General features: G+C 60.4%; 17 protein-coding genes. 8 read left to right on the forward strand and 9 right to left on the reverse strand.

The annotated features are described in order from the left end of the window. Positions 1-145: 145 nt before the first annotated feature. Complete coding sequence (locus KGA98_RS13240; RefSeq protein ID WP_223502505.1) at positions 146-1066, forward strand: LysR family transcriptional regulator; 921 nt, start codon at positions 146-148, stop codon at positions 1064-1066. A gap of 105 nt (positions 1067-1171) precedes the next feature. On the opposite strand, the gene KGA98_RS13245 is transcribed toward KGA98_RS13240, so the two are convergent. Then, the gene (locus KGA98_RS13245) at positions 1172-2185 is read right to left on the reverse strand and encodes an ABC transporter substrate-binding protein (RefSeq protein WP_102670652.1); all 1014 of its coding nucleotides are present in this window, start codon (positions 2183-2185) and stop codon (positions 1172-1174) included. Between the two features lie 403 nt (positions 2186-2588). On the opposite strand from KGA98_RS13245, the gene KGA98_RS13250 reads away from it, so the two are divergent. Genes KGA98_RS13250 through KGA98_RS13260 form a run of 3 tightly spaced genes read left to right on the forward strand, consistent with a single transcriptional unit; the run spans position 2589 to position 6625 of the window. Then, a complete protein-coding gene (locus KGA98_RS13250) occupies positions 2589-4187 on the forward strand; it encodes an ABC transporter permease (RefSeq protein ID WP_223502506.1) in 1599 nt (532 codons plus the stop codon). Beyond that, complete coding sequence (locus tag KGA98_RS13255) at positions 4184-4999, forward strand: ABC transporter ATP-binding protein (RefSeq protein ID WP_057712506.1); 816 nt, start codon at positions 4184-4186, stop codon at positions 4997-4999. The genes KGA98_RS13250 and KGA98_RS13255 overlap by 4 nt, the downstream gene beginning before the upstream one ends. A 15-nt stretch (positions 5000-5014) precedes the next feature. After that, complete coding sequence (locus KGA98_RS13260) at positions 5015-6625, forward strand: arylsulfatase (RefSeq protein ID WP_090452443.1); 1611 nt, start codon at positions 5015-5017, stop codon at positions 6623-6625. Between the two features lie 132 nt (positions 6626-6757). Here the strand turns inward: KGA98_RS13260 and KGA98_RS13265 are convergent, their stop codons facing one another. Continuing rightward, entirely contained in the window at positions 6758-7831 is a 1074-nt protein-coding gene (locus KGA98_RS13265; protein WP_223502507.1) for a fatty acid desaturase, read from the reverse strand. A gap of 100 nt (positions 7832-7931) precedes the next feature. Between KGA98_RS13265 and KGA98_RS13270 the strand changes: the two genes are divergently transcribed. Beyond that, positions 7932-8936, forward strand: coding sequence for an AraC family transcriptional regulator (locus KGA98_RS13270; protein ID WP_223502508.1), 1005 nt, complete (start codon positions 7932-7934; stop codon positions 8934-8936). 123 nt (positions 8937-9059) lie between these two features. Here the strand turns inward: KGA98_RS13270 and KGA98_RS13275 are convergent, their stop codons facing one another. Further along, entirely contained in the window at positions 9060-9746 is a 687-nt protein-coding gene (locus tag KGA98_RS13275) for a Crp/Fnr family transcriptional regulator (RefSeq protein WP_223502509.1), read from the reverse strand. Positions 9747-9829: 83 nt separating this feature from the next. Between KGA98_RS13275 and KGA98_RS13280 the strand changes: the two genes are divergently transcribed. Continuing rightward, positions 9830-10354 (forward strand): DUF962 domain-containing protein, encoded by a 525-nt coding sequence (locus tag KGA98_RS13280; protein WP_223502510.1) that lies wholly within the window; start codon positions 9830-9832, stop codon positions 10352-10354. Between the two features lie 90 nt (positions 10355-10444). Here KGA98_RS13280 and KGA98_RS13285 read toward each other — a convergent pair whose 3' ends face one another. The 6 genes from KGA98_RS13285 to dibA form a co-directional block, all read right to left on the reverse strand. After that, positions 10445-11434: a sulfate/molybdate ABC transporter ATP-binding protein gene (locus KGA98_RS13285; protein ID WP_090452434.1), complete on the reverse strand. Its 990-nt coding sequence runs from the start codon at positions 11432-11434 to the stop codon at positions 10445-10447. A 3-nt stretch (positions 11435-11437) separates the two neighbouring features. Further along, entirely contained in the window at positions 11438-12307 is an 870-nt protein-coding gene (gene cysW / locus KGA98_RS13290) for a sulfate ABC transporter permease subunit CysW (RefSeq protein ID WP_007972954.1), read from the reverse strand. Between the two features lie 12 nt (positions 12308-12319). Beyond that, entirely contained in the window at positions 12320-13138 is an 819-nt protein-coding gene (cysT, locus tag KGA98_RS13295) for a sulfate ABC transporter permease subunit CysT (RefSeq protein ID WP_007972956.1), read from the reverse strand. A gap of 175 nt (positions 13139-13313) precedes the next feature. After that, positions 13314-14327, reverse strand: a complete 1014-nt coding sequence (locus KGA98_RS13300; RefSeq protein ID WP_223502511.1) for a sulfate ABC transporter substrate-binding protein — start codon at positions 14325-14327, stop codon at positions 13314-13316. 68 nt (positions 14328-14395) lie between these two features. Then, on the reverse strand, positions 14396-14578 hold the full coding sequence (gene oscA / locus KGA98_RS13305) for a sulfur starvation response protein OscA (protein WP_056726967.1): 183 nt from the start codon (positions 14576-14578) through the stop codon (positions 14396-14398). Between the two features lie 281 nt (positions 14579-14859). Continuing rightward, on the reverse strand, positions 14860-16779 hold the full coding sequence (gene dibA, locus KGA98_RS13310; protein ID WP_223502512.1) for a phosphodiesterase DibA: 1920 nt from the start codon (positions 16777-16779) through the stop codon (positions 14860-14862). 146 nt (positions 16780-16925) lie between these two features. On the opposite strand from dibA, the gene desA reads away from it, so the two are divergent. Both desA and KGA98_RS13320 read left to right on the forward strand, forming a co-directional pair. Beyond that, the gene (gene desA, locus KGA98_RS13315) at positions 16926-18110 is read left to right on the forward strand and encodes a delta-9 fatty acid desaturase DesA (protein WP_223502513.1); all 1185 of its coding nucleotides are present in this window, start codon (positions 16926-16928) and stop codon (positions 18108-18110) included. A 293-nt stretch (positions 18111-18403) separates the two neighbouring features. Beyond that, positions 18404-19393, forward strand: coding sequence for a GGDEF domain-containing protein (locus tag KGA98_RS13320; protein ID WP_223502514.1), 990 nt, complete (start codon positions 18404-18406; stop codon positions 19391-19393). Positions 19394-19608 lie beyond the last annotated feature (215 nt).

A 19608-nucleotide genomic window follows, 5' to 3' on the forward strand; every position in this document is an offset into this window, starting at 1 on the left:
CGCGAAACACTGCTCTATCTATATTCAATTTAGATCTAATAGATATTTACATGCTTCGTTGACGGAATAAGAGGTTGCATTTAAAACCTCAGTCAACCCTCGTCGCAAATGCCTTCGAGCTATTTTTAGGATGCCGGAAAAGCATATGGATCTTCGCCAGTTGCGTTACTTCATCGCCCTCGACGAACACCGCAGTTTCGTGCGCGCGGCCGAGGCCATGGGCATTACCCAGCCGGCCTTCAGCCGCAGCATTCAGGGGCTGGAGCAGGAGTTCGGCTGCGTCCTGGTGGACCGTGGCAACAAGGATCTGCGCCCCACCCCCGAAGGCCTGGTGGTGCTGCAACATGCCCGCAGCCTGGTGCAGGGTGCTGCGCTGCTCAGCTGCGAAGTGACGCAGATGACCAAGCTCGATGCCGGTGAACTGCGCTTCGGTTGCGGCCCGGCACCGGCGGTGAAACTGGTACCGGATGCGGTGGCGCAGTTCATCAACGCGCACCCGAAAGTGCGCACCTGTTTCGAGGTGGATAACTGGGAGAAACTCAGCCGCGCCCTGAGCCGTGAAGAGATCGAATTCTTCATCGCCGACATCCGCCATTTCGAGTCCGATCCGAACTTCCAGACCCAGGCTCTGACGCCCAAGCGCGGCGTGTTTTTCTGCCGGCCAGGGCATCCGCTGCTGGCCAAGGAGAGCCTGTCGACCAACGACATGTTCGATTACCCGCTGGCGACCACGAAGATCCCGCCGGGCATTCGCAAACTGCTGGCGAACCTCAGTGGGCGGGTGGATTTTTCACCGACCATCGAGACCGAGCATTTTCCGGCGCTGGTGAAAGTGGTGCTGCAATCCAATGCCATCGGCGTGGGGACTGAAGAAGCGTTTGTTGAAGACATTGCCCAGGGCTCGCTGGTGCTGCTGCACTGGCGCAACCTGCCGCAGAACATTGAGAGCATGAATGCGCGGTGCGGGATTGTCAGCCGCACGGGGTTCCGGTTGTCACCGGCGGCGCGGGCGATGATCGAGACGTTGGTGGCGGTGGACAGGCAGCAGATCAGCGTTGCTGTTTAGGGCCCCTTCGCGAGCAAGCCCGCTCCCACATTGGATTTGTGTACGACGCAAGTCCAATGTGGGAGCGGGCTTGCTCGCGAAAGCGTCCGCATTGACGACAAAAATTCAGAGCTTCGCAGCAGCCAACTCCGGCACCACCCAATCACTGACCTTGAACGACTTGCGAATCAGCTTCTGCTGCGAAGCCAGGTCCACGGCATCCTGCAATTTGCCGAGGAACACCGGGTCAAGCGTCGAGGGGAACACCTCGCTCAGTTTCTGATCCTTCAGGTCCTGTGTGAGGATCACCGCCGGGTAACTCGCCAGCCCCGACACCAACTGAATGTAGGCGTCCTTGTTGCTGTCCTGGGTCAGCCACTCCACGGCCTGCTGTTGGGCCTTGAGCAATTTCGCCACCGCCTCCGGATGCGCATCGACAAACTTTCCAGTCCCTATCAGCACCGCCTGCACGCTGCCCGCACCGCCCAGATCCTTGGTGTTTAGCGGCAACTCGGCCAGCCCCTTGGCTTGCAACGCCGTCAGCCCGGAACCGCCCCACGAGGCATCGATCTGCTTCGCCGCCAGCGCCGCGACCGCCGCGTTGAAGTCGAGGTTGATGACTTTCACATCCTTCTCGCTCAACCCCTGGCTAGCCAGCGCCGCGTCAAAGGACAGCTGGCTGGCGGTGCCACGGAAGATGGCCACGCGTTTGCCCTTGAGGTCCTGCAGGGTCTTGATCCCTGAACCCGGCACCACGCCGAGGTAATGCTTCACCCCGCGCGCCGAGGCGCTGAGCAGTCGCGTATCCAGACCATTGGACTTGCCGATGATGGCCGCCAGATCGCCGAGGTAGGCAAGGTCCACCTGACCGTTGGCGAACGCCTCGTTGATCACCGGGCCTGCGCCCTTGAAGAAGCTCCACTGAATCTTGATGCCTTGATCGGCGAAAGCCTTTTCGAAGATCTGTTGATCACGCAGCACATCCACGACACCGCCACCACTGTGCTGGGTACCGGCACTGAGGTCCGGCACGGCGATGCGGATTTCCTTGAGTTCACCAGCGTTGGCCGTGAAAGCCAGCAGGCCCGCCAGGGCCGGTGCGGCGAACAGACTGATGACACGTTTGAAGGGGAGGTTCATGGGTGCGGCTCCTTGAGGCAACGGGCGTTGAGGAGCCGAAAGTAGGCCCAAGTAGAACCAACACTTAAATACTATAAATTCACATTTTTAGACTATTTGGATCTATATCAAGGCCTGCGGACCTCTCCGTGGCGTATGCCTTGGCAGCATCAAAAATATTCTTCGAATGCATTGGATGCAGTGGCTTATGGAGGCCTTAAATGGTTTCGCTTATCTCTCAATAGTATTGATTTTAATTTTTATAGATCAATTTTGCATACGCCTTGGACCCTGTGGGAGCGGGCTTGCTCGCGATAGCGGTGTGTCATCCAGCACATGAGTCGCCTGACATGCCCTCATCGCGAGCAAGCTCGCTCCCACAAAAAAGCAGGCCTGTATTGCAACCCGACAACGGAGGTCACCCATGGCCCGTGTTTCTCTTCTGAGCCTACCGCTGGCCGCACCTCGGCTTGATGGTCGACGGCGTTGGCCGACGCTGAGCCAGCGGCTCTTGCCCTGGCTATTACCCCTCAGCCTGTTTGCGCTGTGGTGGCTCGCCAGCCGCAATCACTGGATGAGCGAGCAGATCCTGCCGGCGCCGAGCCTGGTCTGGAGCAGCGCACTGGAACTGTCCCAGGGCGAGTTGTGGAGCCACTTGTGGATCAGCCTGCAACGCTTGTTCTGGGGGCTGCTGGCCGGGATCGGCACAGGCGCTGTCTTGGGAGCGGCACTGGGTTTCAGTCGTCGGCTGGAGCGCCTTGTGTTTCCAACCTTCGCCGGGTTGGCGCAAGTCCCGACCCTGGCCTGGATTCCATTGTTCATGGTGTTTTTCGGCATTGGCGAAGTGCTGAAACTGGTGGTGCTGATCAAGGCCATCGTGGTGCCGGTGACCCTGCACACACTGGTCGGTGTGCGCGATGCACAACCAAAACTGCGCGAAGCCGCCGCCGTGTTGCGCCTGCCCAGGCACCTGTTGATCCGACGCCTGGTGCTGCCTGCCGCACTGCCGGCATTCATGGCCGGTGTGCGCCTCGCACTGGCCGCCGGCTGGACTTCACTGCTCGCTGTTGAACTGCTCGCTTCCAGTGAAGGCATCGGCTACCTGATGGTCTGGGCGCGGCAGCTGTTCATGCTCGACATCGTGTTCGTGTGCATTGTGGTGATCGGTTTGATCGGTGTGGCGATGGATCGCGGCATCGGTTTGCTGGACAGGAAACTGGTGCACTGGCCGCACCCGGCCACGGCCGAAATCCGTCGCGGGCCGCGTTATCGAGGTTGGCAGCGATTGCAACCGTGGCTGCTGCCACTGGCGCTTCTGGCGTTGTGGCAACTGACCTCGGATCAGCAATGGATCGACGCGAACATTCTGGTCAGCCCGCTGGCCGTCCTGCAGACCACTCGGGATGGTTTGCTCGACGGCACATTGCTTGGTGGCATGGCCCTGAGCCTGGGCCGAACCCTTGGCGGGTTGCTGCTCGGTGGCGGGCTCGGGTTTGCCTTGGGGTTGCTGCTGGGGTTGTCGCGCACCAGTGAACGCGTGCTCGGCCCAACCCTCGCCGCCATCCGTCAGATCGCCATATTCGCCTGGGTGCCGCTGCTCACCGCGTGGTTCGGCCTGGGGGAATTGGCCAAGTGGGTGTTCGTTGCCCTCGCCGCCTTTTTCCCGCTGTTTATCGCCACCCAACGCAGCGTCGCCCACCTCTCGCCGCAACTGAACGAGGCCGCGCAGGTGTTGCGCCTGAATCTGCGCCAGCGCCTGGTTCGACTGGTACTACCGGGCGCGGCGCCAGGGATTTTTGCAGGGCTTCGGCTGAGCCTTATCTACGCCTGGCTCGGCACCATTGGCGCTGAATACTTCATGCCGTCCAACGGCGGCATAGGCAGCCAGATGATCGGCGCCCAGCAACTGCTGCGCATGGATCTGATCATGGCCGGCATGCTGCTGGTGGGCCTGACCGGCGCCCTGCTCAACCTCATTGGCCAACGCCTGGAAATCCGCGTCACTCGCTGGAGACACGCATGAACGCACCGATTGTCAGCTTCAATCACGTGGGCAAAACCTTCGACGTCGACGGCTTCACACTTGAGGCCATTCGCGAATTCAACCTGGACATCGCCGAGGGCGAGTTCGTCGCCATTGTCGGTTCCAGCGGCTGCGGCAAATCCACTTTGCTGCGGCTGCTGGTGGGCCTCGATACGCAGTTTCGCGGGCAAATCAGCGTGGACGGAAAAGCCGTCACCGGCATCGGCGGCGAGCGCGGCATCGTCTTTCAGGAACACCGCTTGTTCCCGTGGCTGAGCGTGGCCGACAACATCGGCCTGGGCCTGGTCAATGAGCCATTGAGCGCTGCGCAAAAGCACAGGCGCATCCACGATTTCATCGAACTGGTGGGCCTGGGCGACTTCGCCCGCGCCTATCCGCACCAGCTCTCCGGCGGCATGGCCCAGCGCGTGGCCATTGCTCGCGGCCTGGTGGCCAGCCCACGGATTCTGCTGCTGGACGAACCCTTCGGCGCCCTCGATGCTCTGACCCGCCAGCAGATGCAGGACGAACTGTTGGCGATCCGCGCCCGGGCAAAAATCACCACCGTGCTGGTCACCCACGATGTCGAGGAAGCGATCTTCCTTGCCGACCGTGTGGTGGTGATGGAGCCGCGTCCGGGGCGGATCAAACAAGTGGTCGACATTGCCCTGCCCCATCCGCGCCAGCGCAGCAGTTTCGACTTCCACCAGTTACGCGAGGAACTGCTTCACGAACTCACCAGCGACGATCACTACCAGCCCCCCGTGCCGGTGCAGGTCCGCGATCTGCCGTTGTCCTTCATTGCCTACTGAAAAAGGAAATTCTTGATGCCGCAACGTCCCAACTTTCTAGTGATCCTGGCCGATGACCTAGGCTTTTCCGACATCGGCGCCTTCGGTGGCGAAATCAACACGCCGAACCTCGATGCACTGGCCAACAATGGCCTGCGCTTGACCGACTTCCACACCGCGCCGACCTGCTCGCCGACCCGCTCGATGCTGCTCACCGGTACCGACCACCACATCGCCGGCATCGGCACCATGGCCGAAGCATTGACCCCCGACCTGATCGGCAAACCGGGTTACGAAGGACACCTGAACGACCGCGTGGTCGCCCTGCCCGAGCTGCTGCGCGAGGCCGGTTACCAGACATTGATGAGCGGTAAATGGCACCTGGGCCTGACCGCAGAACTGGCGCCTCACGCCCGGGGTTTCGAGCGTTCGTTTTCGCTGTTGCCCGGCGCGGCCAACCATTACGGCTTCGAGCCGACCTACGATGAAACGACGCCACGGCTGCTGAAATCCACCCCGGCGCTGTACATCGAAGACGACCAATTCATCGATGAACTGCCGAAGGATTTTTATTCCTCCGATGCCTTTGGCGACAAGCTGCTGCAATACCTCAAGGAGCGCGACCAGACCCGGCCTTTCTTCGCCTACCTGCCGTTTTCCGCGCCCCACTGGCCGCTGCAGGCGCCGGCCGAGGTGGTGGAAAAGTACCGCGGGCGCTATGACGCCGGCCCTGAAGTACTGCGACTAGAGCGTCTGGAAAAACTCAAAAAACTGGGGCTGATCGAGGCCGATGTCGAGCCGCATCCGTTGATCCAGTTGACTGCACAATGGGACGCCCTGAACGACGAGCAACGGCAGATCTCCGCGCGGGCCATGGAGGTTTATGCGGCGATGGTCGAGCGCATGGACTGGAACATCGGGCGGGTCGTCGATTACTTGCGCCAGCAGGGGCAACTGGACAACACCTTCATCCTGTTCATGTCCGATAACGGTGCCGAAGGGGCGTTGCTGGAGGCCTTTCCGAAATTCGGCCCGCAGTTGCTGACCTATCTCAACCAGCATTATGACAACAGCCTGGACAACATCGGTCGCGCCAACTCCTACGTCTGGTACGGGCCGAACTGGGCGCAAGTGGCGACCGCGCCGTCGCGGCTGTTCAAAGCCTTCACGACCGAAGGCGGGATCCGTGTTCCGGCACTGGTGCACTACCCGCAGCTGCCGCTCAAGGGCCAGATCAGCCATGGGTTTGGCACGGTGATGGACATCACGCCGACCATTCTTGATCTGGCCGGCGTGCGTCATCCGGGCAAGCAGTGGCACGGCAAACCCGTGGCGGAAGTTCGAGGCAAGTCGTGGCTTGGGTTCTTGTCGGGCGAGACGGCGCAAGTGCATGACGAGCACACCGTCACCGGTTGGGAATTGTTCGGACGACGGGCGATTCGGCAAGGGCAATGGAAGGCGGTTTACATCCCGGGACCGGTGGGGCCGGCGACCTGGCAGTTGTATGACCTGGGCAATGATCCGGGGGAGATTCATGACCTGGCGTCGAGCCAGCCGCAGAAGCTCAGTGCCTTGATCGAACATTGGCAGCGGTATGTGGATGAGACAGGGGTGATCTTGAGTGAGTCGCCGTTTCAGCCGGATTGATATTGCCTGATGCACCGCATTCGCGAGCAAGCCCGCTCCCACAGGGGATCTCGGTTGTTCACAAATAATGTGTTCTCTGAAGATCAAATGTGGGAGCGGGCTTGCTCGCGAAGAGGCCCTTGCAGACAACCATCAAGCCCGAGCCGTACGCACCTTATCCCCGACCACTTCGTCCTTGCGCTCAAACCGGTTGGCCCGCGCAAACGTACCGAAATCATTGAACCGCACACCCATCTCGCGCATCACCTTGTGCCCCACCGGCACGGTGAGCTGCCGGATGTAGAACGGTTCCTTCACCACAAAGTGATGAATCCCGTGGCTGCTGCCGAAGTTGAAGCAGAACGCCTGCAACGGCCACAGCCACCACGCGTTCAGCACTTGCGTCTGCTGCATCACGTTGCCCGGCTCCACGTCACCGTAGTAGTGCATGTTCGAGCTGATGAAGTGCAGGCAGAACGTGCGCAACACGTTCGGGCCGATGATCACCACTGCCGCGATGTCGATCACCTGCATCACCGACAACGTGGTCGCCGACCACTCGATCGGTGCGCCCATCAGATGCGCAACGCCATTCGCTACGTGGAAACCGAGAAACACGTACCACGCGCCCCAATGCATCAGCGCCAGCGGTGCGTAGACCTTCAGGGTGCGCTGGACGATGTTGATCTTTTGCGCCCAGGTCTTGGCCCGCAGCATGCGGATAAACGACGACATCATGTTGTCGCCAATCATCAAGAACCGCGCGATGCCCCAGGGCTCACCGTTGGTAATGGCGCGTTCTTCCATATCGGTTTCAGAGCCCGACACCTTGTGGTGATTGAGGTGCAGATGGCGGCGAATCCACGGATTGATAGTGCTCGGCCGCGCCAGCCACACCAGCCCCATCATCAGGTTGTGCGGCACCTTCTGCTTGCGGAAGTACATGCTGTGGATCAGGTCGTGCTCCAGCTCATGGGTCAACGAGGCAAAAAACGCGTTAAGCAGCAGGCACGCCCACCACGCCATGTGCCCGCTCATGTAGAGCGCCGCTGAGCCGACCATACCAGCGATGGCGAAGGTCAGAATGCCTGCGCCGAGGGCGTCCTGATGCTTGAGAATCGGGTATTGCTCGCGCAGTTCGACGCCTCTGGCCAGCACCACTTCGCGGATATGGGCCGATCGTTGGGCTGCATTCAGTCGTTGGGGGCTTGCAGAAGTACCACTCATGCTTCCATCCTCTGGTTATTGATGGTTGCATCCTGCCTTGGAAACCTCTGCAAGGCGGTAGCCGAGAACGCCAACCTGTTGACCGGAAGCGCCAATCAGCATGACTGAACCGACCTCCCTAGCCAGCTGGACCCGCGCCCTGCGCAAGCAACTCGATGCCCTGGGCATCGACAGCACCGCCCTGTGCCAGCAAGCGGGGCTCGACCCGCACCTGATGGACGACCCGAACGCGCGCTACCCACTGTCGGGCACCACGCACCTGTGGAATCTGGCGGTGCAGGCCAGCGGTGACCCGGCGATCGGTTTGCGGGTTTCGCGTTTCGTCAGCCCGACCACCTTCCATGCGCTGGGTTATGCGCTGGTGGCCAGCGGTAGCCTGCGGGAAGTGTTCGAGCGCATCGTGCGCTATCACCAGGTGGTCAGCGATGCCCTGGAACTGGAACTGACCCGTGCCGAGGATCGCTACCGTTTCAGCCTGAAAATCCCGGCCGGCAACCCCGCCCCGGCCTTCGAAGCCATCGATGCGTTCATGGCGATTTACGTGCGCACCTGCCGCAATCGCCTGGGTCGCGACTACGCGCCACTGGCGACCTACCTGCGTCGCCCGGAGCCGGCGGACGCGCACCAATGGCATAAAGTCTTCCGCTCGCCCATGAACTTCGGCGCCGACGAAGACCGGCTGGAGTTCGCCCTCGTCGACTTCGACAGCCACCTGGATGACGCCAACCCGGAACTGGCCGAACACAACGAAACCGTGCTCAAGCGCACCCTGGCGCAACTCAAGCCGCTGACCTGGGAGCGCAAGGTTCGCGATGCCATTGAAGAACAACTGCCCGAAGGCGAACCCAGCGCCGAACACATCGCCAAGGCCCTGCACCTGAGCCTGCGCAGCCTGCAACGGCACCTGGCCGATGAAGGCTGCCGGTTCGACACGCTGCTCAACGAAAGCCGCGAAAACCTCGCCCTACTGCACCTGCGCGACCCTCAAGTCTCGCTGAGCGAAATCAGTTACCTGCTCGGGTTTGCCGACACCAGCAGCTTCAGCCGCGCGTTCAAGCGCTGGACCGGGATGACACCGGGGCAGTTTCGGGATGGGTTGCGATGAATGATCCGGATCCCCTGTGGGAGCGAGCTTGCTCGCGATAGCGGACGGTCAGTCGACACACCTGGAGACTGACACACCGTCATCGCGAGCAAGCCCGCTCCCACAATGGTTCGGTGTTCACCGTCAGATTGTGGCCAGTGCCCGCAATCGCTCGGCATCGAGGATTTCAATTTCGCCGTAACTCAGCCCTATGATCCCCTGCCCCTGCAACTCCTTGAGAATCTGGTTGGTGGTCTGGCGCGACAGCGACAGCATTGAAGCAAGCTGCTCCTGGGGCAGTTGCAGGACGCGGCGCGCAGGGATGGTCTCGCCATAGCCTTCGGCGATCATCAATAAGCGGTGCGCCAGTCGTGCCGGGGCCGGCAACAGGCTCAGTTGTTCGAGGTTGATGAAGGTCATGCGCAATTTCTGGCTCATCAGCAACGCCAGTTGCCGCCAGTGCTGCGGATGCTCGTCGAGCAGCGCCAGCAAGGTGTTCTGGGGAATGTGCAGCAGCGTGCACTGGCCCACGCCGTAGGCATCGTGGGTGCGTGGCTGGCCATCGAACAGGCAGATTTCACCAAACCAGTGCGGCGGTTCCACCAGGCTCAGCAGCGCTTCCTTGCCCTGCTCGCTCACGGCACCGACGCGCACCGCGCCTTCAAGTACCGCGTACAGGCCACAGGGCGGATCGCCACGCTTGAACAGCCGCTGGCCCGGCGACAGGCGCCGCAGCCTGGCCGCCGACAGCAGGCTATCCTGTAGGGAAACAGGCAAATGGCTGAACCACTGACCGCTCATCAGGCGTGGACGCCAAACCTGCATATCCATGAAAACTCCTAGAGATTGTCGCCTGGCTGACAGAGTGGGAAATGGCCCCGGGGCATGATCAATCACCCTACAGGAGAACAACAATGAAAAGCCTCGTCGACCACCTCAGTCAATACGCCGCCTACCACCGTGACCCGCGCAACATCGCCTCGCACTTTATCGGCATTCCGCTGATCGTGGTCGCCGTCGCGGTGTTGCTGTCCCGGCCGGAGTGGTCGCTGGGGGGCGTGTGGATGTCACCGGCGGTGCTCGTCTCGCTGGCATCGGCGTGGTTTTACCTGCGCCTGGAGTTGCGCCTGGGCGTGTTGATGACTGTGTTGCTCGGGCTGTCCGTGTGGGCCGGTCATGCGCTGGCGCAGCAAAGCACGCTGGTCTGGCTGGGCAGCGGTGTGGCGATGTTCGTGATCGGTTGGGCGATTCAGTTTGTCGGCCATCACTACGAAGGGCGCAAACCGGCGTTCGTCGATGATGTGACGGGGTTGATTGTCGGGCCGTTGTTTGTGGTGGCCGAGCTGGCGTTCATGCTGGGGATGCGGCATGAGCTGAAAGAGCAGATCGAGGCGCGGGCGGGTGGGGTACGGGTCAATCCGAAGCGTGCTGCTGTCTAGATCGCAATCGCGAGCAAGCTCGCTCCCACAGAGGATCTATGGTGCACATAGAACCCCTGTGGGAGCGGGCTTGCTCGCGAAGCTTTTGCTTTAGATGTTGGCGACCTTCTGCCAAACCTTCGGCTTGAAGAACAGCGTCTCTCCCTTCGCCAACCCGATCAGGCTATCGTGATCCTTGACCACTTCGGCTTCGATCAGATCGCTCTGCCCTTCAACCTTCAGCGTCACCCGTGTTGTCGCGCCCAGCGGACGAATGTCCCGCACTTCCGCCGCGTGGTGATCTTCCAGTTCATGGCGTGACAGCGACACTTCGTGCGGGCGGAACAGCACGTGCCTGTCTTCGCCCAGGTGCAGACGGTTCGAATCACCGAGGAAGTGATAGACGAAATCGCTGGCCGGGTTTTCGTAGACGTCACCCGGTGAGCCGATCTGCTCGATCACCCCCTTGTTCATCACCACAATACGGTCGGCGACTTCCATCGCTTCTTCCTGGTCGTGGGTCACGAACACCGAGGTCAGGTTGATGTCTTCGTGCAGGCGCGCCAACCAGCGACGCAGCTCTTTACGGACCTTGGCGTCGAGGGCGCCGAAAGGTTCGTCGAGCAGCAGCACTTTCGGCTCCACCGCCAGCGCCCGGGCCAGGGCAATGCGCTGACGCTGACCGCCGGAGAGTTGTTCCGGGTAGCGATCCGACAGCCAGTCCAGTTGCACCATGTTCAGCAGTTCGTGGACTTTGGTTGCGATCTGGCTTTCGCTCGGGCGCTGGTTTTTCGGTTTCATGCGCAAGCCGAACGCGACGTTGTCGAACACCGTCATGTGGCGGAACAGGGCGTAGTGCTGGAACACGAAACCGACGTTGCGATCACGCACGTCATGCCCGGAAACGTCTTCACCGTGGAACACGATGTTGCCCTGGTCCGGAGTCTCCAGGCCGGCGATGATCCGCAGCAGCGTGGTCTTGCCGCAGCCCGACGGACCGAGCAACGCAACGAGTTCGCCGCTCTGGATGTCCAGGCTGATGTTGTCCAGCGCCTTGAACGCGTGGAAGTTCTTGCTGACATTACGCACTTCGATCGACATGAATTATTCCTCCGCGGCGCTGGCGCGCAGGCGGTTAATACGGTTTTCGCTCCACTGCTTGAGCAGCAGGATGAAGAGCGCCAGGATCAGCAACAGGCTCGCCACGGCGAACGCGGCCACGTGGTTGTATTCGTTGTAGAGGATCTCGACGTGCAACGGCAGGGTGTTGGTCACCCCGCGAATGTGCCCGGAAACCACCGACACCGCACCGAACTCCCCCATGGCCCGCGCGGTACACAACACCACGCCGTAGATCAGGCCCCATTTGATGTTGGGCACGGTGACGTGCCAGAACATCTGCCAGCCGTTGGCCCCGAGCAGGCGCGCGGCCTCCTCTTCCTGGGTACCTTGCTCCTGCATCAGCGGGATCAGTTCACGGGCCACGAACGGCACGGTGACGAAGATCGTCGCCAGCACGATGCCCGGCAGGGCGAAGACGATCTGGATGTCGTGGTCCTGCAACCATGGGCCGAACAGGCCTTGGGCGCCGAACATCAGCACATAGACCAGACCGGCGATCACCGGCGACACCGAGAACGGCAGGTCGATCAGTGTCACCAGCATGCTCTTGCCGCGGAACGAGTACTTGCTCACGCACCACGCGGCACTGACACCAAACACCAGGTTCAGCGGCACCGAAATCAACACGGCGATGACCGTGAGTTTCAGCGCCGACAGCGCGTCCGGCTCAAAGATCGCGGTGAAAAACGCCCCGAGGCCGAGTTTCAGCCCTTGGGACACCACGATGAACAGCGGCAGCAACAGAAACAGCGCAAAAATCAGCCAGCCAAGGCCGATCAGGATTCGCCGCGAGGTCGCGCTGCCACGGCGGGCAGCGTTCGAGGAAGCGGCAGCAATAGACGATTGGGACATGGGTGCGCCTCCTTATGGGGTTTCGATGCGCCGCTGTAACAAGTTGATCAGCAGCAACAGGACGAAGGAAACCACCAGCATCAGTACACCAATGGAGGTAGCGCCGGTGTAATCGTATTGGTCGAGCTTGACCATGATCAGCAGCGGCAGAATCTCGGTTTTCATCGGCATGTTGCCGGCGATGAAAATCACCGAACCGTACTCGCCGACCCCGCGGGCAAAGGCCAAAGCGAAACCGGTAAGCCATGCCGGAAGCAGTGCCGGCAGCAGGATATGGCGGAAAACCTGCAAGGGTTTTGCACCCAGGCACGCCGCCGCTTCCTCGACTTCACGAGGAATATCCGCCAATACTGGCTGTACGGTACGTACTACGAATGGAAGTGTCACAAAAGTGAGGGCAAGGGTGATGCCCAGAGGGGTGTAGGCGATCTTGAAACCCAGATCCGCCGCAAACTGACCCACCAGACCCGTAGGGGTGTACAACGCCGTCAGCGCAATACCGGCCACCGCCGTGGGCAATGCGAACGGCAAGTCGATCATTGCATCGATCACTTTTCGTCCAGGGAAGGTATAGCGCACTAATACCCAGGCCAGCAGCGTGCCGATGATGCCGTTGATGATCGCGGCACACAGGGCGGTGCCGAAGCTGAGCTTCAACGCGGCCAGCACACGTGGCGCCGAGATGATTGCCCAGAACTGATCCCAGGTGAGTTGAGCGGCATGCACGAACATCGCCGCCAGTGGTATGAGCACAATCAGGCTGAGGTACACCAAGGTGTAGCCCAGCGTCAGCCCGAAGCCGGGTATGACGGGGGAGATACGACGCGACATAAAAGTCCTTGGTTAAAAAAGCGATCCGCTAAACGCATCAATGTGGGAGCGGGCTTGCTCGCGAAGAGGCCCTATCAGTCAACATTTACGTCGCCTGACACACCGCCTTCGCGAGCAAGCCCGCTCCCACAGTTACGAGCCCAGACATCAGGCTCGTTGCGTGGCTTGAGTCAGATTACTGCGCCTGGTAGATCTGGTCGAACACCCCACCATCGTTGAAGAATTTCGGCTGTGCGGTTTTCCAGCCGCCGAAGTCCTTGTCGATGCTCACCAGTTCCAGTTTCGGGAACTGCTGGGCGTACTTGGCGGCCACGTCCTTGTCACGTGGACGATAGAAGTTCTTCGCCGCGATTTCCTGGCCGGCCGGGCTGTACAGGTGCTTGAGGTAGGCTTCGGCGATCTGCTCGTTGCCCTTTTTCTCGGCATTTTTGTCGACTACCGCCACCGGCGGCTCAGCGAGGATCGACAGCGAAGGCACGACGATGTCGAACTTGTCGGCGCCACCCTCTTCTTTCAGGGCCAGGAAGGCTTCGTTTTCCCAGGCCAGCAATACGTCGCCCTGACCGTTGTTGACGAAGGTAATGGTCGAGCCGCGGGCGCCGGTATCCAGCACTGGCACGTGCTTGAACAGGGTTTGCACGTATTCCTTGGCCTTGGCTTCGTCGCCGCCATTGGCTTTCAGGCCATAGGCCCAGGCCGCGAGGAAGTTCCAGCGCGCACCGCCGGAGGTTTTCGGATTCGGTGTGATCACCGAGACATCATTCTTGATCAGATCGCCCCAGTCCTTGATGCCTTTAGGGTTGCCCTTGCGCACCAGGAACACGATGGTCGAGGTGTAAGGCGTGCTGGCGTCCGGCAGGCGTTTTTGCCAGTCGGCCGGCAGGGTTTTGCCAAGCTTGGCGATTTCGTCGATATCGCCGGCCAGGGCCAGGGTTACGACGTCGGCACGCAGGCCATCGATTACCGCGCGACCTTGCTTGCCCGAACCGCCGTGGGATTGCTGGATTTTCACGGAGTCACCGGCGTGGTCCTTTTGCCAGAACTTGATGAATTCGGCGTTGTAGTCCTGATACAGCTCGCGGGTCGGGTCGTACGACACGTTGAGCAGCTCATAGTCCTTGGCAACGGCGGAACCGGCAAAAAGGGCGCTGGCCAGGGCGGCCAAAGCGAAATGACGAATCGACGACATGGTGAAAGCTCCTGGAATTCTTGGTTTGTTGGCTTTTTCTTATGGGATATCGCGTTGCCTGATTCGCCTCAGCCCGACTTGTTGCCCGGCTGCTGCAAACGGAATTTTTCCTTGCGTTCGATCTGCACCACCTGGGCGTTGTGCACAGTGATTTCCACGGCGCCAAAGCGCAGATCGCGCAGGGCACTCTGGATTTCACGCAGGATGGTGGCTTCGTCTTGACCGTCGACGCTACGCAGGGATGCGCTCATATTGCTGCTCCTTCAACTGAGAGGTTGCCTCGCAGTGTCGGCACTGCTTGCGGCTTGAGAGCAATACTAGAGAGGTGTAGATATTCTTAAAAAGACTATTTAAGAATGTTTATATAACCAGAAGACATTATTTGGCGGGACAAGGGTTTGCGAGGGATTGCACCTTTCAGACACACGCAAACCCTCTGTAGGAGCGAGCTTGCTCGCGATGGTGGCAGGGGCACCGCGCTCATTCAGGTAGCCCTTGTCATCGTTAACGTTCATCGCGAGCGAGCTCGCTCCTACGCGATCATCGGAGCACGCAACCAATCCAGCTGCGCCGCCGGCACCGGCTGCCCGAACCAATAGCCCTGCCCCAGATCACATCCCTGCTCGAGCAGGAAAGCCGCCTGTTCGACCTGCTCGATCCCCTCGGCATGTACCTGCATGCCCATGCTTTGCGCCAGCGCAATGATCACCCGCGAGATCGCCGCATCATCCTCATCCCACGGCAATCCGGCGACGAAGCCCTGGTCGATTTTCAACTTCTGCACCGGCAGACGCTTGAGCCGCAACAACGATGAATAACCCGTGCCAAAGTCGTCGATGGCCAGGCGCACACCCAGCTCGCGCAGGCGATGCATCTGCTCCAGCGCGACTTCCGGGTCTTCCATCACCGCGCTTTCAGTGACTTCCAGCTCGAGAAACGCCGGCTCCAGCCCGGTTTCGCGCAGGACCTGCGCCACCTGCTGATACAGCTCACGACGGGCGAACAGACGCGAAGAAACGTTGACCGCGACGAACGACAGCACCACCCCGTCCTGCTGCCACTGGCACATCTGCCGGCACGCCTGCGCCATGACCCAGGCGTCGATTTCTGCAATCAGACCGGTTCGTTCGGCGACCGGAATGAATTCCGCCGGCGACACCAGGCCCCGCTGCGGGTGCTGCCAACGCACCAGCGCCTCGACGCCAATCAGGCGACGGCTCTTGAGGTCGTGAACCGGCTGGTAATAGACCCGCAGCTCTTGTCGATCCAGGGCTCGGCGCAATTCGAAGGCGATCTCGACCCGTTGCTGGGCGTGGGCCGTCAGCTCTTCGGTGTACAGGGCATAATCATTGCGCCCCGCGCTCTTGGCCTTGAACAGTGCAGAGTCGGCATTGCGCAGCAGTTGCTCGACGCTCAACGCATCGCTGGGGAACAGGCTGATGCCGATGCTGGTGTTTATGGACAGCTGGTGCCCATCAATAAGGAACGGCTCTTTAAGGCCCTCGATGATCCGCTGGGCCAACGCAGCGGCCTGAACCAGTTGCGGACAGCTTTCGGCAAGTATGGCGAACTCATCCCCGCCCAACCGCGACAGGGTGACGCCCGGACCGAACATGGCCCCCAGGCGCTCGGCCACAGCCTTGAGCAACTGGTCGCCAATGGTATGCCCGAGGCTGTCGTTGATCATCTTGAAGTGATCGAGATCGATCATCAGCAGCGCGCAGCCACGCTTGTGGACCTGTGCCGAGGCCAGGGCCTGTTCGGCGCGGTCGATGAACAGCAGGCGGTTCGGTAGATCGGTCAGCGGATCGTGGTGCGCCAGGTGCATCAGTTCGTGTTCTGAATTCTTGATTGCACTGATGTCGGAAAACACCGCCACGTATTGGCTCGGCCGGCCGTAGTCGTCGTGGATCAGGCGGATCGTTTGCCATTGCGGGTAAATCTCGCCGCTTTTGCGCCGGTTCCAGATTTCTCCACTCCACTCCCCGACACTGGCGAGCGTGGCAAACATCACCTGATAGAACTCAGGAGAGTGTCGCCCGGACTTGAACAGGTTGGGCCGCTGCCCCAGCACGTCCTCACGCCCGTAACCGGTGATTTCCATGAACGCCCGGTTCACATGGACGATCAGACCTTCCCGATTGGTGACCAGCACGCCTTCGCGGGTGCAGTCGAACACGGCTGCCGCCTGGCGCACGCGCATGCGGTCGGCGTCGCGCTCACGCAGTTTGGCGCCGATACCCAAACACCGCAGCAGCCGCGCCCGGGCAATGAAGATCAACCCGGCACTGAACAGCACCCAGACATAACCGTTGATCAGTTGCCATCGCAATCGCTCGGCAGAGCTATCGAAGAAACTGTTTAATAAATAGCCACTGATCTGCAGCCAAACCACAGAAAGCAGCAGATAGAGCAGCGCTGCACGCAAGGCATCGCGATAGGTGGCAGACATCCGGCGATCCATGTCCCTACAAAAAGGTTGGAATTATAGTTTAAAGACACATCCAGCCACTCTTATCTGAAAGGGTGACTGGTTTTCTGTGTGGGCTTAGTGATAATGCAACGGCTGTTTTTTCTTTATCGAGGGCCCTACAGCCTATGTGGTACGAAGGTTTTCTTGGCTTGTCGCCCTGGTCGCTGGTAGCAGTCACCCTGCTGATGACCCACGTCACGATCATCGCCGTCACGGTCTATCTGCATCGTTACTCGGCCCATCGCTCCCTGGAGCTGAATGGGGGCCTCAAGCATTTCTTCCGTTTCTGGCTGTGGCTGACCACGGCGCAGAACACCCGCGAGTGGACTGCCATCCACCGCAAGCATCACGCCAAATGCGAAACCGTCGATGACCCGCACAGCCCGGTCATCAAGGGTTTGTCCACGGTGCTGCGCAAAGGCGCCGAGCTGTACCGCGCCGAAGCGGAAAACCCCGAGACACTGCGCATCTACGGCAAGAACTGCCCCGAAGACTGGATCGAGCGCAACCTCTACAGCCGCTTCCCGCTGCTGGGCATCGCGATCATGGGCGTTATCGACCTGCTGCTGTTCGGCACCATCGGCATCACCATCTGGGCCATCCAGATGATGTGGATCCCGGTGTGGGCCGCCGGCGTGGTCAATGGCCTGGGCCATGCCATCGGCTACCGCAACTTCGAATGCCGCGATGCGGCGACCAACCTGGTGCCTTGGGGCATCCTGATTGGCGGCGAAGAACTGCATAACAACCATCACACCTACCCTAACTCGGCAAAACTGTCGGTGAAGAAGTGGGAGTTCGACCTGGGCTGGGCGTGGATTCAAGTCTTCAGCTTCCTGCGCCTGGCCAAGGTTCAACGGGTTGCGCCGATTGCCCATCGCGTCGAAGGCAAGGGCAACCTGGACATGGACACCGCCATGGCGATCCTCAACAACCGCTTCCAGATCATGGCCCAGTACCGCAAATTGGTGATCGGCCCGCTGGTCAAGCAAGAGCTGGAAAAAGTCGATCACTCGGTACGTCACCAGTTCCACCGGGCCAAACGCCTGCTTTCGCGGGAGACCAGCCTGCTGGATGAAAAACACCATGTACGCATCCAGAACATGCTCGAGCACAGTCAGGCGCTGAAGGTAATTTACGAGAAACGCCTGGCCCTGCAACAGATCTGGGTCAAGACCAGCTCAAATGGTCACGACATGCTGGCGGCCATCAAGGACTGGGTACACGAAGCCGAAGCCAGCGGGATTCAATCCCTGCGCGACTTCGCCGATCAGTTGAAGACCTACTCCCTGCGCCCTGCCGCCTCCTGATTGCAGCGAGCAGTCGCAAAACCTGTGGGAGCGAGCTTGCTCGCGAAGAGGGAATGTCAGTCAGTATCAAATTGACTGACATACCGCCTTCGCGAGCAGGCTCGCTCCCACTTTGGTTTTTGACCTGACTGAAAAAACACGCCGCTGATACCGCCCGGCGGGAGCCAGCTTCCTCGCCGCAAAAGGCGGGAACTTCATCCCAAAAGCCCTATCTCAAAGACACTTCGCCATTCCCGGCGGGCTTGGTGTTGGCCGCTGTCGAACGCGCGGCATGCCCTTTGAGATTTGTGTCGATGGCCCCAAAAAACCTGCAAGACTCATCTCCGTCCCATTGGCCCGAGGCCGCGCAGCCCCTGATAGCGCTGATGCACGCCCAACGCGAAGTCGCACGCCTGAGTGAACGCGAACAGTTGTTCAGCACCTTGCTGATGAGCGTCAATGCAGTGCTGTGGGCATTCGATTGGGAAACCCGCAAGGTGCTTTACGTCAGCCCCGCCTATGAACGGATCTTTGGCCGTTCGGCCGATCTACTGCTGGCCGACGGCAATCAATGGTGCGACAGCATTCACCCTGACGACCTGGACTATGCCGAACGCAGCCTTGCCGAAGTGCTGGACAAAGGCGCCGTCGAAGACCGCGAGTATCGAGTCATCGCCGCAGACGGCCAGGTGCGCTGGCTAAGCGACAAATGCTACATCAACCGCCAGCCCGAGCCGGGGCAACCGGTGATCATCGTCGGCATCGCCGAAGACATCACCGACAAGAAGCAGATGGAAACCGAGCTGCATCGCCTGGCCACCATCGATGCGCTGACCCAGAGCAGCAACCGCCGTCATTTCTTCGAATGCGCCCACCGCGCGTTCGCACACACCCGGCAACAGGGCGAGCCGCTGTCGTTTCTGATGCTGGACATTGATAACTTCAAGACGATCAACGACACCTACGGTCACCAGGAAGGCGACAACGTGTTGCAACGCATTGCCGAAAGCGGCCGCGCAGCGTTGCGTCGTCGCGACCTGTTCGGGCGCATTGGCGGTGAGGAGTTCGCAGCGGTGTTTCCCGGCTGTACACCGCAGATGGCCCTGCAAGTGGCTGAACGCTTGCAACAACAGATTCAGCGATTGCGCTTTACCCATGAAGGCCAGATGTTCGGCATCACCGTCAGCCAGGGCCTGACCAGCCTGACTGCCGCGGACGAAAACGTGGAAAACCTGTTTTCCCGGGCAGATGCCGCGATGTACCAGGCCAAGCGCGAGGGCAAGAACCGGATTGTGACGGGCTGACGAATCTCCTCCCTGTAGGAGCGAGCTTGCTCGCGAAAAACCTGAGAGCAACACTGTGATTCAGATTTCCCGCGTTATCTTTGACCTTCATCGCGAGCAAGCTCGCTTGTATGTTTAGACTTGAAGGGGTGGGCGGGACTAACAGCTCGATTCCGACTCTAGCCAGTACGGACCGTGGGAGACTTCTCGTTCCGCCCTTTCTACCTAAAGCGCCG

The organism is Pseudomonas sp. BF-R-24 (assembly GCF_019947335.1).
GTDB lineage: Bacteria > Pseudomonadota > Gammaproteobacteria > Pseudomonadales > Pseudomonadaceae > Aquipseudomonas > Aquipseudomonas jessenii.

What these genes read in the sequence shown, in the direction of transcription:
- KGA98_RS13240 (WP_223502505.1), top strand. Translation starts at nt 146, where the DNA reads ATGGATCTTCGCCAGTTGCGTTACTTCATCGCCCTCGACGAACACCGC.
- KGA98_RS13245 (WP_102670652.1), bottom strand. Translation starts at nt 2,185, where the DNA reads ATGAACCTCCCCTTCAAACGTGTCATCAGTCTGTTCGCCGCACCGGCC.
- KGA98_RS13250 (WP_223502506.1), top strand. Translation starts at nt 2,589, where the DNA reads ATGGCCCGTGTTTCTCTTCTGAGCCTACCGCTGGCCGCACCTCGGCTT.
- KGA98_RS13255 (WP_057712506.1), top strand. Translation starts at nt 4,184, where the DNA reads ATGAACGCACCGATTGTCAGCTTCAATCACGTGGGCAAAACCTTCGAC.
- KGA98_RS13260 (WP_090452443.1), top strand. Translation starts at nt 5,015, where the DNA reads ATGCCGCAACGTCCCAACTTTCTAGTGATCCTGGCCGATGACCTAGGC.
- KGA98_RS13265 (WP_223502507.1), bottom strand. Translation starts at nt 7,831, where the DNA reads ATGAGTGGTACTTCTGCAAGCCCCCAACGACTGAATGCAGCCCAACGA.
- KGA98_RS13270 (WP_223502508.1), top strand. Translation starts at nt 7,932, where the DNA reads ATGACTGAACCGACCTCCCTAGCCAGCTGGACCCGCGCCCTGCGCAAG.
- KGA98_RS13275 (WP_223502509.1), bottom strand. Translation starts at nt 9,746, where the DNA reads ATGGATATGCAGGTTTGGCGTCCACGCCTGATGAGCGGTCAGTGGTTC.
- KGA98_RS13280 (WP_223502510.1), top strand. Translation starts at nt 9,830, where the DNA reads ATGAAAAGCCTCGTCGACCACCTCAGTCAATACGCCGCCTACCACCGT.
- KGA98_RS13285 (WP_090452434.1), bottom strand. Translation starts at nt 11,434, where the DNA reads ATGTCGATCGAAGTGCGTAATGTCAGCAAGAACTTCCACGCGTTCAAG.
- cysW (WP_007972954.1), bottom strand. Translation starts at nt 12,307, where the DNA reads ATGTCCCAATCGTCTATTGCTGCCGCTTCCTCGAACGCTGCCCGCCGT.
- cysT (WP_007972956.1), bottom strand. Translation starts at nt 13,138, where the DNA reads ATGTCGCGTCGTATCTCCCCCGTCATACCCGGCTTCGGGCTGACGCTG.
- KGA98_RS13300 (WP_223502511.1), bottom strand. Translation starts at nt 14,327, where the DNA reads ATGTCGTCGATTCGTCATTTCGCTTTGGCCGCCCTGGCCAGCGCCCTT.
- oscA (WP_056726967.1), bottom strand. Translation starts at nt 14,578, where the DNA reads ATGAGCGCATCCCTGCGTAGCGTCGACGGTCAAGACGAAGCCACCATC.
- dibA (WP_223502512.1), bottom strand. Translation starts at nt 16,779, where the DNA reads ATGTCTGCCACCTATCGCGATGCCTTGCGTGCAGCGCTGCTCTATCTG.
- desA (WP_223502513.1), top strand. Translation starts at nt 16,926, where the DNA reads ATGTGGTACGAAGGTTTTCTTGGCTTGTCGCCCTGGTCGCTGGTAGCA.
- KGA98_RS13320 (WP_223502514.1), top strand. Translation starts at nt 18,404, where the DNA reads ATGGCCCCAAAAAACCTGCAAGACTCATCTCCGTCCCATTGGCCCGAG.